General features: G+C 65.0%; 15 protein-coding genes. 12 read left to right on the forward strand and 3 right to left on the reverse strand.

Annotation, left to right across the window (positions count from 1 at the left end):
* The 8 genes from IV091_RS15850 to dcd all read left to right on the forward strand — a co-directional run.
* Positions 1-1,505, forward strand: a 1,505-nt coding sequence (locus IV091_RS15850; RefSeq protein WP_293470220.1) for an ATP-binding protein, incomplete at its 5' end; no start/stop codon positions are given.
* Between the two features lie 2 nt (positions 1,506-1,507).
* A complete protein-coding gene (locus IV091_RS15855) occupies positions 1,508-1,894 on the forward strand; it encodes a response regulator (RefSeq protein WP_293470221.1) in 387 nt (128 codons plus the stop codon).
* Between the two features lie 50 nt (positions 1,895-1,944).
* Positions 1,945-3,207, forward strand: a complete 1,263-nt coding sequence (locus IV091_RS15860; protein ID WP_293470222.1) for a YbfB/YjiJ family MFS transporter — start codon at positions 1,945-1,947, stop codon at positions 3,205-3,207.
* Positions 3,208-3,285: 78 nt separating this feature from the next.
* Positions 3,286-3,438: a hypothetical protein gene (locus IV091_RS15865; RefSeq protein WP_293470223.1), complete on the forward strand. Its 153-nt coding sequence runs from the start codon at positions 3,286-3,288 to the stop codon at positions 3,436-3,438.
* Complete coding sequence (gene queE / locus IV091_RS15870; RefSeq protein ID WP_293470224.1) at positions 3,435-4,070, forward strand: 7-carboxy-7-deazaguanine synthase; 636 nt, start codon at positions 3,435-3,437, stop codon at positions 4,068-4,070. The genes IV091_RS15865 and queE overlap by 4 nt, the downstream gene beginning before the upstream one ends.
* Positions 4,067-4,444 carry a 6-carboxytetrahydropterin synthase gene (locus IV091_RS15875; RefSeq protein WP_293470225.1) on the forward strand — a complete coding sequence of 126 codons (378 nt, stop codon included), beginning with the start codon at positions 4,067-4,069 and terminating at the stop codon, positions 4,442-4,444. Before queE ends, IV091_RS15875 begins: the two co-directional genes overlap by 4 nt.
* 67 nt (positions 4,445-4,511) lie before the next feature.
* Complete coding sequence (gene guaD / locus IV091_RS15880) at positions 4,512-5,798, forward strand: guanine deaminase (RefSeq protein ID WP_293470226.1); 1,287 nt, start codon at positions 4,512-4,514, stop codon at positions 5,796-5,798.
* Between the two features lie 990 nt (positions 5,799-6,788).
* Positions 6,789-7,361 (forward strand): dCTP deaminase, encoded by a 573-nt coding sequence (gene dcd / locus IV091_RS15885; protein ID WP_293470227.1) that lies wholly within the window; start codon positions 6,789-6,791, stop codon positions 7,359-7,361.
* A 43-nt stretch (positions 7,362-7,404) separates the two neighbouring features.
* Here dcd and IV091_RS15890 read toward each other — a convergent pair whose 3' ends face one another.
* Together IV091_RS15890 and IV091_RS15895 are read right to left on the reverse strand one after the other, a co-directional pair.
* Complete coding sequence (locus tag IV091_RS15890; RefSeq protein WP_293470228.1) at positions 7,405-8,736, reverse strand: ATP-binding protein; 1,332 nt, start codon at positions 8,734-8,736, stop codon at positions 7,405-7,407.
* The gene (locus tag IV091_RS15895; RefSeq protein WP_293470233.1) at positions 8,733-9,398 is read right to left on the reverse strand and encodes a response regulator; all 666 of its coding nucleotides are present in this window, start codon (positions 9,396-9,398) and stop codon (positions 8,733-8,735) included. The genes IV091_RS15890 and IV091_RS15895 overlap by 4 nt, the downstream gene beginning before the upstream one ends.
* 109 nt (positions 9,399-9,507) lie before the next feature.
* On the opposite strand from IV091_RS15895, the gene dsbD reads away from it, so the two are divergent.
* The 4 genes from dsbD to IV091_RS15915 all read left to right on the forward strand — a co-directional run bounded on the left by dsbD (position 9,508) and on the right by IV091_RS15915 (position 13,749).
* Complete coding sequence (gene dsbD, locus IV091_RS15900) at positions 9,508-11,304, forward strand: protein-disulfide reductase DsbD (RefSeq protein ID WP_293470229.1); 1,797 nt, start codon at positions 9,508-9,510, stop codon at positions 11,302-11,304.
* A gap of 2 nt (positions 11,305-11,306) precedes the next feature.
* Entirely contained in the window at positions 11,307-12,122 is an 816-nt protein-coding gene (locus IV091_RS15905; RefSeq protein WP_293470230.1) for a TlpA disulfide reductase family protein, read from the forward strand.
* Between the two features lie 29 nt (positions 12,123-12,151).
* Complete coding sequence (gene dsbG, locus IV091_RS15910; protein ID WP_293470231.1) at positions 12,152-12,919, forward strand: thiol:disulfide interchange protein DsbG; 768 nt, start codon at positions 12,152-12,154, stop codon at positions 12,917-12,919.
* Between the two features lie 128 nt (positions 12,920-13,047).
* Positions 13,048-13,749 carry a VIT family protein gene (locus IV091_RS15915; RefSeq protein WP_293470232.1) on the forward strand — a complete coding sequence of 234 codons (702 nt, stop codon included), beginning with the start codon at positions 13,048-13,050 and terminating at the stop codon, positions 13,747-13,749.
* Positions 13,750-13,792: 43 nt separating this feature from the next.
* Here IV091_RS15915 and IV091_RS15920 read toward each other — a convergent pair whose 3' ends face one another.
* Entirely contained in the window at positions 13,793-14,554 is a 762-nt protein-coding gene (locus IV091_RS15920; RefSeq protein ID WP_293470234.1) for a DUF2189 domain-containing protein, read from the reverse strand.
* Positions 14,555-15,120: the final 566 nt, after the last annotated feature.

Below are 15,120 nucleotides of genomic sequence, written 5' to 3' on the forward strand. Positions count from 1 at the left end.
GCATTGACCGCATGAAAACCGAATTCATCTCCACGGTCAGCCACGAGTTGCGCACGCCGCTGACGTCGATCCGCGGTTCGCTGGGGCTGATCGCTGGCGGTGTGGCCGGTGAGGTGCCCGAAGCCGTGAAGAACCTGGTGGCCATTGCCAAGAACAACTGCGAGCGGCTGATCCGGCTGATCAACGACATTCTGGACAGCGAAAAAATCGAGGCGGGGAAGATGCACCTCGAACTGCAGGTCGTGGACATCAGGCAACTGGTCCAGCAGACGCTGGCGGCCAATCAGGGTTTCGCGGACCAGCACCGCGTGAAGCTGCGCTTGCAGGCGCCCGATGCGGCGCTGGAGGCACGCATTGACAGCGACCGTCTGATCCAGGTGCTGACCAATTTGCTGTCCAACGCGGTGAAGTTTTCACCCCCCGGTAGCACGGTGGACGTGAATGTGTTGCGCGTGGCCCGGCAGGTGCGGGTCGAAGTCGTGGACCATGGACCTGGCATCCCGGAAGAGTTTCGCGGCAGGATCTTCCAGAAGTTTTCGCAGGCCGATTCTTCCGATACCCGGCAAAAAGGCGGGACCGGCCTCGGGCTGAACATTTCCAGAGGCCTTGTCGAGAAAATGGGCGGCCAGATCGGTTTTAGCAGCGAGGTGGCTGCAGGCACCACTTTCTTCCTGGAATTGCCCGAATGGCGGGATCCGGCGCTGCTTTCCCCGCCTTCACGGACCCGGGCGGTGTTCTCCGGGCTGCGTATCCTGGTGTGCGAGGGGGATGTCGAAGCGGCCCGGCGCATCGGCATGCTGCTGGAAAAAGCCGGCTTCGAAGCCGACATCGCGCATCAGGCGACGCAGGCCTGGGCGTGGCTTGCGCGCAATCGCTACGATGCCGTGACGGTAGACCTGAAGCTGCCAGGCCAATGCGGTGCAGCCTTCATCAGTGCGCTGCGCGGCGACGAAAGAACGCGCAATCTTCCCGTCATCGTGATCTCGGCCATGGTCGAGGATGGGCGGCTGCAGTTCAACCGCAAGCCGCTCGCGATCTCGGGCTGGCTTGAAAAACCGATTGATGAAAACCTGCTGATCCTCAACGTGCGCCGGGCCGTGGCCGGCCTGGAGAGCGGCAAGCCGCGCATTTTGCATGTGGAAGATGATCCCGATGTCCAGTGCATCGTCGCCGCGATTGCCCAGGAGTTTGCAGACTTCGAATTTGCGGCCACGTTGAACGAAGCCCGGGCCCGGCTGCGCGAGCAGCCCTTTGACCTGGTGCTGCTGGACCTTGGACTCGGCGAGGACTCGGGCTGGAGCCTGTTTGAGGATATCGATGCACTCGATCCGCCGCCGCCGGTGATTGTGTTTTCGGCCGGCGACGTGGACCCGGCCAACGGCAAGCAGGCCGAAGCGGTCCTGGTCAAGGCCCGCACCTCCAACACCGAACTGTTAAATACAATCCAGCGTGTCCTGCAGATTCCCGGAGACCCTGGTCCCACCCGTCCCCAACCCCTGAGCTGACCATGCCCCCACCCCTTTGCCGCATTCTTTATGTTGAAGACGAGCCTGACATCCGCGCCGTGGCCAGGATGGCCCTGGAGGCCGTGGGCGGTTTTGCCGTGATCGCCTGCGCCTCCGGCCAGGAAGCGCTGAGCGCTGCGCCTGACGCCCGGGCCGATCTGCTGCTGCTGGACGTCATGATGCCCGGCATGGACGGCCCCAGCACGCTCAAGGCCCTGCGCGAAATGCCCGCCACGGCCCAGACGCCGGTGATCTTCATGACCGCCAAGGTGCAGGCCGCTGAAGTGGCGCAGTACAAGGGGCTGGGCGCGCTGGAAGTGATTCCCAAGCCCTTTGACCCCATGGAAATTTCCGCGCAGATCCAGCGCATCTGGGCGGCGCAAGCTTGAGGCGGGAGCAGGCTTTGCGGCCAGGTGCGCAAAGCCTTCAAGGCGTTTCAATGAACGGCTCGCCGCCACCCAGTGGCCCCAGGCCAAAGGCAGCGGAGGCCGCCTGGCCCATCGCGCTGGCCGGTCTGGTGGCGCTGGCCGTGGCCATGGGGCTGGGCCGCTTTGCCTTCACGCCGCTGCTGCCCATGATGCTCCATGATGGCGTCGTTGATTTGCCTGCCGCCAGCTGGCTGGCCAGCGCCAACTACCTGGGCTACATGCTGGGCGCCATGGCTTGCACGCTGCAGCCGTGGCTGTGGGCGCGGTTCCGCTGGCTGCCGCTGCTGGCCTATTCGTCGCTGGTGCGCGCCGGGCTGCTTGCCACCGGGGTCCTGACGCTGGCCATGGCCTGGCAGTGGCCTGCGGCCTGGCCCGCGCTGCGCTTTGCCGCTGGCGTGACCAGCGCGGTGGTGTTCATCTTCACGTCGGGCTGGTGCCTGTCGCAACTGGCGCGGCTGGGCGTGCCCGCCATGGGCGGGGTGATTTTTGCCGGCCCCGGCGCAGGCATTGTGGTCAGCGGCCTGTTTGCCAGCGGCATGGTGGTCTGGCGCTGGACGGCGGCCACCGGCTGGCTGATCTTCGGGGTGCTGGCGTTTGTGCTTACTGCTGCTGTCTGGCGCACCCTGCGCGGCGGCAACGAGCGGCTGGCCGCGCTGGGCACGCCGCCCGCTGGCGCCGCCAGCACCGCGCCAGCGCCGCACGGCCATGCCGAGATGGCGTCGCTAGCGCTGGCCTACGGACTGGCCGGGTTCGGCTACATCATCACCGCCACTTTCTTGCCCGTGATTGCCCGCGCTGCCTTGCCCGGCTCGGCCTGGCTGGACCTGTTCTGGCCGATTTTTGGCCTGGGCGTGATGGTGGGCGCGCTGCTGGCGACGCGGGTCAGGCCGGGCCGCGATTTCCGGGTGTTGCTGGCTTGCTGCTATGGGCTGCAGGCGCTCGGCATTGCGGCCAGCCTCTGGAGCCCCAGCCTGGCCGGGTTCGCCATCGGCAGCCTGATGCTGGGTTTGCCATTCACCGCGATGACTTTTTTTGCGATGCAGGAAGTGCGCCGCCTGCGCCCGCACACCGCCGCCAGCTTCATGGGCCTGCTCACCGCCACCTACGGCGTGGGGCAGATCCTGGGCCCGCTGCTGGTGGCCTTGCTGCTCAGGCACACCGGCAGTCAGGTCCAGGGTTTCACGCTGTCGCTGCAAATCGCCGCCAGCATGCTGCTGCTCGGGGCGGCGGTGTATGCGTGGATGGTCAGGGCCTATCCGGTGGCAAGCCGCTAAAATAGCGGGCTACCCGCGTGCTGCCTCGGCGCTCGGGTGATGTTTGCTTTTGATTCCGGGGCCATGTAGAGGACCACCATGTACAAAAACCTCGTGACCCCCGTCATTTCGACGCGTGTGGTCGCCTGTTTTTCTTTCCCCGCTTGTGCCCAGCTGCCATCCGCCGCGCCGGTAACGCGCAGCGTTGCGCAAATTTTGGCGCTGAACCGCTACGTGGCAGGAACACCATGAGCTACCAGGTCAAGGAAATTTTCTACACCCTGCAGGGCGAGGGCGCCAATGCCGGTCATCCGGCGGTTTTTTGCCGCTTTGCCGGCTGCAACCTCTGGTCAGGCCGCGAGCAGGACCGCGCCACCGCCATCTGCCGCTTTTGCGACACTGACTTTGTCGGCACCGACGGCACCCTGGGCGGCAAGTTTGCCGACGCCGACGCGCTGGCGCAGCAGGTCGAGGCCCAGTGGCCCGCCGCCGACCGTGACCACCGCCTGGTGGTGATGACTGGCGGCGAGCCGCTGCTGCAGGTCGACAGCGCGCTGATCAAGGCGCTGCATGCGCGCGGCTTCAAAATTGCGGTCGAAACCAACGGCACGATCGCCGCGCCCCAAGGCATCGACTGGATCTGCGTCAGCCCCAAGGCCGGCGCGCCCTGGGTGCAGCGCGAAGGCCACGAACTCAAGGTGGTCTGGCCCCAGCCCGCGTTCGATCTGGCCGAACTGGAAACCGCCCGCTTCACGCACCGCTACCTGCAGCCCATGGACAACCCCGAGCGCCAGCGCAACACCGAGGCCTGCATTGCACTGTGCCTGGCGCGGCCGGCCTGGCGGCTCAGCCTGCAAACCCACAAGATCACGGGCATCCGATGAACAGCCTTCCAACCACCTGCGAAATCAGCCAGACCTTCTTTTTTGACGCCGCCCACACGCTGGAACGCGCCATTGAAACCGAAAGCAGTCGACGCATTCACGGCCACACCTACAACGCCGAAGTCTTTTTGACCGGCCAGCCCGACCCGCACACCGGCATGGTGATTGACCTGGGCCTGGTGCGCCGCGAAGTGGCGCTGCTGCGCGAGCAGCTCGACCACCATCTGCTCGACGAGGTGGAGGGCCTGGGCCCGCCAACGCTTGAAAACCTGTGCCGGTTCATCTTTCGCGCACTGCAGCCGCGCCTGCCGGCGCTGTCGTCGGTGCGGGTCTGGCGCGTGTCGATTGGCGATGCGTGCCGGCTCAGCCGGTAAGCGCGCAGATAAGCTCTATTCAGCTCGAGCTATGGCCGGGCGGCAGGCCTGCGGTAACCTTGCGGCCATGAAAGCCTTGCGCGCCTCTGTTCTTTACTTTTCCGGCCCCGCGCAAGCGGTTCTTGAATCCGACGGCCTGCTGGTGGTCGGCCCCAACGCCCAGGGGCGGCAGGTGGTGCAGGCCGTGGGCAGCTACGCTGGTCTGGCGCCGCGCTTTGCCGATGTGCCGGTTGAACATTTTCCGGGCCGCATCATCGCGCCGGGCTTTGTCGACATGCACCTCCACTACCCGCAGCTGGACGTGATTGGCTCGCCCGCCGAAGGGCTGCTGCCGTGGCTGGAAAACTACACCTTTCCGCATGAAAAACGCTTTGCGTCGCCTGAATACAGTTCGCAGGTGGCTGCGTTTTTCATAGCAGAACTGCTGCGCAATGGTGTCACCACCGCGCTGGCCTTTGCCACCTCGCACCCCGAATCGGTCCACGCGCTGTTTGCCGAGGCGCAAAAAAACCAGCTGCGCCTGATCACCGGCAAGGTGCTGATGGACCAGCATTCGCCCGACGGCGTGCGCGATGACACCGGGCAAAGCCTGGCCGACACGGAGGCGCTGATCCAGCGCTGGCACGGCGTGGACCGGCTGGGCTACGCCATCACGCCGCGCTTTGTGCCCAGCTGCAGCGCCGCCCAGCTGCGCGGCGCGGGCGAACTGGCCGCCAAATACCCCGACGTGTGGATTCAGTCGCATGTGGCTGAAAACAAGGACGAAATTGCCTGGGTGCGCGCGCTCTACCCGGAGGCGCGCAGTTATTTGAGCGTCTACGAGCAGTTCGGCCTGCTGCGCCCGCGCGCCGTCTATGCCCACTGCATTCATTTCAGCGACGAAGACCGCGCGCTGATGCGCGCTACCGGCGCGGCGGCCGCCGTCAGCCCGACCAGCAACCTGTTCCTGGGCAGCGGGTTTTTTGACTATGTCGGCGCAGACCGCGCCGGCTTTCAATACGGACTGGCCAGCGACGTCGGCGGCGGCACCTCGTTCAGCCCGTTTCACACCATGCTGGCCGCCTACTACGTGGGCCGCGAAGGGCAGACCAAGACCGGCGTGTCCCTGAGCCCGCAGCACCTGTGGTGGCAGCACACCGCCGGTGCGGCGCGGGCGCTGGGCCTGGCGGGCGTGATCGGCAACCTGCTGCCCGGCTGCGAGGCCGACTTTGTGGTGCTGAACCCCCAGGCCACGCCGCTGCTGGCCCGCAAGACCGCGCAGGCCGCCAGCCTGGATGAGCTGCTGTTCGCGCTGATCGTGCTCGGCGACGACCGGGTGATCGAGAAAACCGTGATTTCGCAGGCCGGCAGCTGAAAATTTCGTAACTACTTACCGCGCTGCAGGTCAACGGCTTTATCGGTCCCTGGTGTTGGTCTTGCTTGGCGATGTGCAGGGTTGCGGTCTCTTTTGCTTGCGGTTTGATCGCTGCGTCGTTTGTTGATGGCCTTTGGCTTGGTGGGTTCTTCTGTGGATTGAGGGGTGAGCGCCTGCCCGGCGGGGGTAACTTTCTTTTCTGGCAAAAAAGAAAGTCACCAAAGAAAGTTGCCTTGGGAGCGGGTTAGAGCTGAACGCTCTGACGGGCCATCGCTTCGCTCGGCCCTGGGTTCCTTGATCGGCAGCCGGTAGCTAATGCCATTGGCTGGCTGGTTCTACCGCTCGTTCGCCAACAGCTTCACGCTCTGCTTGATCTGACTGGCTTGCGCTGCGCTGTCGGCTACGCCTTTTTATCCCTTACCTGCCGGGTGTGGCTGATGGGTCAGTGGTTGTTGAACAACGATTGTCCTTTTCACTGTTCGTTGTCAGCCCCCCAGCCGACCTGTCTTGGCCGAAAAAAAGGGCAAGAAACTGCCAACAGTGCTAGAAACACAAAAGAAACGATCAAGCAGACCGTGAAGCTGTTGGCGAACGAGCGGTAGAACCAGCAAACGACCGGCATCGCTAACAGCCCTCAGATCCAGGTGCCAAGGGCCGAGCGAAGCAATGGCCCGTCAGAGCGTTCAGCTCTAACCCGCTCCCGCCCCAAGGCAACTTTCTTTGGTTACTTTCTTTTTTGCCAGAAAAGAAAGTTACCCCCCGCCGGGCAGGCGCTCAGCCCTCAAACCAAAGAAGAACCCACCCAAAGCCCCAAAGCCCCAAAGCCCCAAACCAGAAACCAGAAACCAGAAACCAGAAAACGCAGCAATCAAATCGGCCTCTGGCGCAATAAGCGCGAGCGTGATTAGCTATTGATTTAATGGTAAGCCCCGGCGGCTTTCGCCCCGGCCGGCCTGCCTACAATCACAGGCAACCCAAGGAGCCTCCCACATGAGCATCAAAAGCGACAAATGGATACGCCACATGGCCGAAACCACCGGCATGATCGAGCCCTTCGAGCCTGGCCAGATCCGCGAGCAGGACGGCAAAAAGATCATCAGCTACGGCACCAGCAGCTATGGCTACGACATCCGCTGCGCGCCCGAGTTCAAGGTGTTCACCAACATCCACAGCACCGTGGTGGACCCCAAGAATTTTGACGAAAAGAGCTTTGTCGATTTTTACGGCGACAGCTGCATCATTCCGCCCAACAGCTTTGCGCTGGCCCGCACCATGGAATACTTTCGCATTCCGCGCAACGTGCTGACCATCTGCCTGGGAAAAAGCACCTATGCGCGCTGCGGCATCATCGTCAACGTCACGCCATTCGAGCCCGAATGGGAAGGCTATGTGACACTGGAGTTTTCCAATACCACGCCCTTGCCCGCCAAGATTTACGCGGGCGAAGGTTGCGCGCAGGTGCTGTTTTTCGAGAGCGACAAGGACGACGTCTGCGAAGTCAGCTACAAGGACCGCGGCGGCAAGTACCAGGGCCAGGTCGGGGTGACGCTGCCCAAGGCCTGACCGGGTCTTTCAGTCTTTCTGTATTTTTGTTGCCGGGCCGGATTCAGTGGGTTCGCGTCATTCGGGGCAGCGTCAAGCTTGCCGCCAGCCCGCCGCCCCGGCGCGGCGCCAGTTCGAGCGATCCGCCGAAGCGCTCGGTAATGGCGGCCACGACGGACAGCCCCAGTCCGCTGCCCCGGCCGGAGCCGCGCCGCCAGAAGCGCTGCGTCACCAGCGCCAGTTCCTCGCTGCTCAGGCCGGGCCCACGGTCGCAGACGCGAAAACAGACGCTGTCCTGGGAGGTTTGCAGTTCCAGGCTGACGCTGTGCGCTGCCGGGGAGTGGCGCAGCGCATTGTCCAGCAGGTTGCGCAGCGCCGTGACGGCCAGCGCCTGGGGCAGCGCCAGCTCGGTCTGATCGCCGTCAGTTTTCAGCGCAATGCGCCCGGACGCATCTGGCGCCGCATCGCGCATCGCCAGGTGGGCCACGTCGTCGGCCTGGGCGATGCGCCCGTCATTCCAGGAAAAAGGGCCTTCCACTTGCGACAGCGTCAGTAGCTGCGTCAGCGTGTGCTGAAGCCGCGCCACCGCCTCGTCGGCGTAGTCCAGCGACGCTTGGGCCTCTGGTCCGTGGGTGATGCGCGCGACCTGCAGGTGGATCTTGATGGCGGTCAGCGGTGTGCGCAGTTCGTGCGCTGCGTCGCTGGTAAAGCGGCGCTCGCGGCGCAGGGTCGTGCTGGTTCGCTCCAGCAGCTGGTTCAGGCTATGGACCAGTGGCAGCAAGTCGCGTGACATGGGGGCCTCGGGAATCGGCGTCAGTGCATCTGGCGCCCGGCTGGCCAGCGCCTGCCGCAGGCGTTCGAGCGGCAACAAGCCGCTTTTCACGCCCAGCCACAGCACCATCAGGCTGCCGATCAGCGCGACGACAAAGGGCAGGGCGGCGGCCACCAGTACATCGCGCTGCAGCATGTTTCGCTCAGCCATGCGGTCGGCGGTGGTGACGCGCAGGCCGTGCGCTTCAACGGTGTAGCTGCGCCAGCGTTCGCCGTTGATTTCAGCGTCGGCAAAACCGGGCGCTGCCGCCGCAATGACCTCGGACGTTGTGCCCGGGGTGCTTGCAAGCACCTCGCCGTGCAAAGAACTGACCTGGCAGGTCAGTCCTTTTTCTGCCGCAGGCAGGGTCAGGGTGGACAGGCCGGCTTTCCCGGTACTGCCGTCCCATGCCGCAGGGTTTTGCGACATCAGCCCGGCCACCATTCTGGCGGACATGACCAGGCGCTGGTCCAGCGTGCGCCGCATTTCATGGTCCAGGTCACGCAGCAGCCACAGCGCCACGCCGCCCCACAGCAGGCTCAGCGACACGCCAATCATCAGCAGCAAACGCAGTCGCAGGCTCATGCGTTCACCATGCCGAGTCGGTAGCCCATGCCGCGCACGGTCTCTATGATGTCGGCGCCCAGCTTGCGCCGCAGGTGGTGGATATGCACATTGAGGGCATTGCTTTCAATCTCCTCGCTGAAATCGTAGAGGCTGTCCTTGAGCTGGTCGGCGCTCAGGATGCGCCCGCGCGCATGCAGCAGTGCCGCCAGCAGCGCCAATTCGCGCCGGGACAAGACCACTGCCCGTTCATGCAGAAAGACTTCCCCGCTCGCCGGATTCAGCCGCAAGGGGCCATGCGCAATCACATCGACGCTGCGCCCGGCCGCGCGGCGCAGCAGGGCGTGCAGCCTGGCGGCCAGTTCGTCGAGGTCAAAGGGTTTGAGCAGGTAGTCGTCGGCACCGGCACGCAGTCCGGCAATGCGGTCCTCGACCGCGTCGCGCGCGGTCAGTATCAGCACCGGTAGCGCCATGCCGCTCGCCCGCAGGCGCTGCAGCAGGCGCATGCCATCCTCATCGGGCAGTCCCAGGTCGAGAATCACCACATCGCAATGAATCGCCGACAGCGTGGCCTCGGCCTGCGCTGCGGTCGCCACACTGTCAACCGTCAGGCCGTGCGCCCTCAGGCCGGCCAGGATGCCGTGGGTAATCAGGTCGTCGTCTTCAATCAGCAGGACTCGCATCATCTATTCTCCATGGCTTAAAGTCGCTACTCCGCCTGTTTTGTGGTTGTTAACGCTGCCTTAATCCGGCCAGGCCAGCATACGAGCTTATCTTGCTTTGGAGTTATTCATGGTGCGTTGGTTCTGGTCGATGGTGGTGTTCAGCTTGCTGTGGGTACTGCCGGCCCATGCCCAGGAAGGCAATCAGGAGTTTTTGCCGGCGGATCAGGCGTTTCACCTGACTGTCACCAAGGCAGGCGACGGCCTGTTGCGGCTGAACTGGAAAATCAGCGAGGGCTACTACCTGTACCGCAAGCAGATCAGGATCGAAGGCGACCCGCCCGGCAGCGTGCAACAGGTGACGCTGCCTGCCGGCACACTCAAGACCGATGAGTTCTTCGGCGAAACCGAGGTCTACCACGACAGCCTGACGGTGCTGGTCAAGGCGCCCGACGCCCAGGCCCTGAAGATTGTCTGGCAAGGCTGCGCCGATGCGGGCCTGTGCTACCCGCCGCAAACTTTGCAGGTGAAGCTGGCCGATATCGCCGCAGCGCCCACGGCCGATGCGGGCGCGTCCGCTGTGGATGCGAAGCAGGCCGCCCCCGGCGCACTCGGCGAAGATCAGGATCTGGCCGAGCGCCTGTCGCGCGCCCATCCGGGCTGGATGCTGCTGGTGTTCTTCGGGCTGGGGCTGCTGATGACCTTCACCCCCTGCGTGCTGCCCATGGTGCCGATTCTCTCCAGCCTGATCGCGGGCAGCGGGGCGGGCCCCAGGCGCGGTTTTGTGCTCTCGCTGGCCTTCGTGCTGCCGATGGCGCTGACCTACGCGGTGCTGGGCGCTGGCGCCGCGCTGGCCGGTGCCAATCTGCAGGCGATGCTGCAAAACCCCTGGGTGCTCGGCGCCTTCGGCCTGATGTTTGTCGTGCTGGCGCTGGCCATGTTCGGCTTGTACGAGTTGCAATTGCCCGCCGTGCTGCGCAACCGCCTGAACAGCGCCAGCCAGGGCCAGCGCGGCGGCACCGTGGCGGGGGCTGCTGCGATGGGCGTCCTGTCGGCGCTGCTGGTGGGCCCCTGCATGACCGCACCGCTGGCCGGCGCGCTGCTCTATATCGGCAATACCGGTGATGTGCTGACCGGCGGCCTGGCGCTCTTGTTCATGGGGCTGGGCATGGGCGTGCCGTTGCTGGTGGTGGGCACGCTGGGCGCACGGTTGCTGCCGCGTCCCGGTTGCTGGATGAACCGGGTCAAGGTGCTGTTTGGTTTTGTCCTGCTCGGCACCGCCATCGTGTTCGTGGCGCGGGTGCTGCCGCCCGCCTTGACGCTGGGCCTGTGGGGCGCCTGGTTGCTGGCCGTCGCCCTCAGCCTGCTGGCATTGGCCAAAAAGGTGGATGCCGGTGCCGGGCGTTTGATCTCGCACTATGGGGCGTTGCTGCTGGGCCTGTGGGGCGGGGCCATGGTGATGGGGGCGGCCGGTGGCGCACAGAACCCCTTGCAGCCACTGGTCTTCGTGGCGGGAGGCGCCGCGCCCGCTCAGGCGGCTGGAGCGAACGATGTCATGACCCGCTTCAAGCCGGTCAAGACGCAGCAGGCACTCCAGGCACGTGTTGCCGAGGCCGGGCAGCGCGGCCAGTGGACGCTGGTTGATTTTTACGCCGACTGGTGCGTGTCGTGCAAAGTGATCGAGCACGAGGTGTTTGCCGACCCGCGGGTGCAGCGCGCGCTGGCTGACATGCAGTTGCTGCGTCCGGATGTCAGCGCCCAAAATGCGGATGACCGCGCGCTGATGAGCGCCCACCAAATTTTGGGGCCACCGACCCTGCTGCTGATTGGCCCGGACGGCCAGGAGCGCCGGGCCGAGCGCGTCATCGGTGAACTCAGTGCCAACGAATTCCTTGCACGCTTGCTGCGTGCAAGGCAGGGAGCTTGATCATGCTGACAGTCAATTTAGGGCCTCTCGCGGTGCCGGTCAGCCAGCTGCTGCTGATGGTGGCGCTGCTGGCTGCGCTGGCGGTCGGCCACCTGGTCGGGCGTCGTCAGCAAACGGGCGGCATAGGCCATAGCCTGTCCGACATGCTGCTCGTCGGGCTACTGGTGGCACGCATCGCCTTCGTCGTGATCTGGTTCGACACCTACCGCCAGGCGCCGTGGTCCATTTTCGATATCCGTGACGGCGGTTTCACGCCCTGGGCCGGGGTTGCAGCGGCCTTGCTGGTGGCAATCTGGCAGGGCTGGCGCCGTGCGGCGCTGCGCAAACCGCTGATACTGGGGCTGGCGGCCGGGGCACTGGTCTGGGGCGCCATGTGGGGTGCGCTGCGCATGATGGAAGAAGAAAAACCGACGCTGCCCACGGTGCAGTTGACGACGCTTGCCGGCTTGCCGGTAGACCTGGCGGGCCTGGCTGCAGGCCGGCCCATGGTGGTCAATTTGTGGGCCAGCTGGTGTCCGCCCTGCCGCCGCGAAATGCCGGTGCTTGCCGCCGCGCAGCAACAGGAAACCGGCGTGGTCTTTGTCTTTGCCAACCAGGGCGAAGACGGCGCGACAGCCCTGCGCTACCTTTCCGCCAGTCAGCTGGCGCTTGCCAATGTGCTGCTCGACCCGGACACCGCGCTCGGCAAGGTAGTTGGCTCCACGGCCTTGCCGACCACGCTCTTCTACGACGCGCGCGGACAGCTGGTCAATACCCATCTGGGCGAGCTGTCGGCCGCTTCGCTGGCCAGTAAATTGCAGCAACTGCGCACGCCTTAAAAAATTATCAACCTCACCGGAAACCACCCATGATCAAGAAATCACGACTTTTACTGGCCATTGTTCTGGCCTCGCCCGGCATCGTTCTGGCCCAGGCGGCCAAGAACTGGCCGGCCCCCATCAAGGCGCTTGAAGCGCAGGGCGTCGAGGTGATGGGGACGTTTGATGCGCCCGGCGGGCTGAAGGGCTATGCCGCCATGGCCCAGCAGCGGCCGCTGGCCATCTACCTGACCGCCGACGGCAAGCAGGCTATCGTCGGCACCATGGTCGACGCCAAAGGGGACAGCCTGAGCCAGGAACCCCTGGACCGGCTGGTCAGCAAACCCATGACCCTCAAAACCTGGAATCAGCTTGAAAAGAGCAGCTGGATTGCCGATGGCAGCAAGAGCGCGCCGCGTGTCATCTACACCTTCACCGACCCCAACTGCCCCTACTGCAACAAGTTCTGGAATGACGCACAGCCCTGGGTCAAGGCCGGCAAGGTGCAGGTGCGCCATGTCCTGGTCGGCATTCTCATGGACAGCAGCGCGGGCAAGGCGGCGGCCCTGCTCTCTGCCGCAGATCCGCAAGCCGCGCTGGCGCAGCACGAACAGCAACACGCCAGCGGTGGCGTCAAACCCCTGGCGCAGATTTCGGTCAAAGTGCGCGCCCAGCTCGACGCCAATGAGGCCTTGATGCAGCAGCTCGGTTCTTCAGCGACGCCCACCACCTTCTACAAGGATGCCAGTGGCAAGTTGCAGATGGTGCAAGGGGCGCCTTCGGCAGAGATGCTGCTTAAGGTACTTGGCCCGCGCTGAACCTGACGCGGACGGGCCTGACTTTGACGCAAGTAGCCACTATCATGGGCATGTGCCCGGCCTTGGCACAGATGCCCGTGGGCTCTGTGCGAAGGCCGGCTTCAGACTCCCTGCAAAGGCTACCGACCATGAAATTCTCAAGCCGCCACACTGAACGCCACCGCACAGACCGCATCGGCTGGCTGCGCGCCGCGGTGCTGGGTGCCAACGACGGCATCGTCTCCACGGCCAGCCTGGTGGTCGGCGTGGCGGCGGCCAATTCAGGCGAAGGCAGTGTCCTGGTGGCGGGCGTTGCCGGCCTGGTGGCCGGGGCGATGTCGATGGCGGCGGGCGAATATGTCTCCGTCCATTCGCAGGCCGATACCGAGAAAGCTGACCTGTCGCGGGAGCGCGCCGAGCTGGAACTGGACCCCGTGGCCGAACACCGCGAGTTGGCCGCCATCTATGTCGCCCGTGGCCTGGAGGCCGACCTGGCGAATCAGGTCGCCGAACAACTGATGGCGCACGATGCCCTGGGTGCCCATGCCCGCGACGAACTCGGCATCTCAGACGCACTCAGTGCGCGGCCGGTGCAGGCCGCCCTGGCGTCGGCCGCAAGTTTTGCGGTGGGCGCCGTGTTGCCGCTGGCCGTTACGGCGCTGGCGCCAGCGCAGGCCCTGATTCCCTGGGTCTCTGGAACCTCGCTGGTTTTTCTGGCCCTGCTGGGTGCCGTGTCGGCCCGCATCGGCGGCGCCGGCGTGGTGGCCGGCGCATGGCGCGTCACCTTCTGGGGCGCACTGGCCATGGCGATCACCGCCGCAGTCGGTGCGCTGTTTGGTGCAGTGGTTTAAGCGGGCGAAATGAGTCCGTGATCAAGGCCTTCGCGGCTGGCGTTCAGGCCGTGCCTGCGCCTGCATCCGCAGCCGCGTCTTGCCACTGCACAGCACCCCGGTAAGCATGCCAGCTCGCATGCCCCAGCAGCGGGCCGACCAGTACCAGCCCCAGGCCCCAGGGCAGCAGGGCCACGGTCACCAGTGATGCAATGAGCACACCCCACAGCAGCATCACGCCCGGGTTGGCGAGCACCACGCGGATGCTGGTGATGGCGGCCCACACGGCGTCGGTGTCGCGGTCCAGAATCATGGGAATCGACACCACGGCGGTGGAAAAAACCAGCGTGGCAAACAGCCCGCCCACGGCCAGGTAAATCATCAGGAATTCCCAGTTTTCGGGGTTGAACACCGCCTTGATCACCCCCGTGGTGGACGGCATGCCGGTGTTGAAGAACACCGCAAACACCACCAGCGAGGCGCGGCCCCACAGCAGCTCCAGCACGATGAGCACCAGCACCAGCATGCCCATGCTGCGGATGTGCGCGTCCCAGCACGTCAGCGAGGCGCCCAGCTCGGGCAGGAGGCCCTGTTCACGGCGGCGGCTGACTTCATACAGGCCCATGGCCAGAAACGGCCCCACCAGCAGGCACCCGGAGGCTATCGAGAGTGTGTATTCGGGCTTGGCGCGAAACACCGCACCCAGCGTGATGGCCATGGCCCAGAAGCACAGGCCGTAAAACAGGCCAATGCCCGGGTGCGCCCGCACATCGCGCCAGCCCGCCGCCAGCCAGCGAAAAGGCTCGCCGGCACCGAGCGGACGCATCAGCGCCTGCGGGCCTGTGGGCGGCGGCGGTACATAAGGGGCGGCCATGACCGGGAGGGCGTCACCCGTCTGCTCGGCGGACGCCGGGGCTGGGCTGGAATCTGCTGGGGGAGGGGACGTCGTCATGAGTCTTGGCCTGAGGAGAACGGGGAAAGCTTGCAAAGGAAAGCGTCAAAGCACCGCGGTCCGTCAGGCTAACCAGCTCCCCCTGACTTGTCCATTCAGGAATACCCCCGCAACGGCAGGGGGAATGGGGCTCAGGCCGCGCTGCCTTGGTGCTGGTGATGGGATTGTGATGGTTGTCTGACTTCGCTGTCGGTCTGAATTATTGGTCGCTTGCTGACTTGGCGGTGTTGGGCTGGCCGGGAGTCGCCCGGCATGCGACTCACTTTCTTTGCTTCGCCAAAGAAAGTAAGCAAAGAAAGGCGACCCTACTGTCTGCGACCCCTTCGCTGCGCTACGGGGCACCCTGCGGTGCTGGCTTCAGGCGGGGTCCGCGCAAACTCGCTTCGCTCAAACAGCGCGCGGCCCTGATCCGCCTGAAGCTGCGCTCCTCAGCGCAGACA

The sequence above is a fragment of the Polaromonas sp. genome (genome assembly GCF_018780625.1).
In the GTDB taxonomy this organism is placed as follows: Bacteria; Pseudomonadota; Gammaproteobacteria; order Burkholderiales; family Burkholderiaceae_C; genus Polaromonas.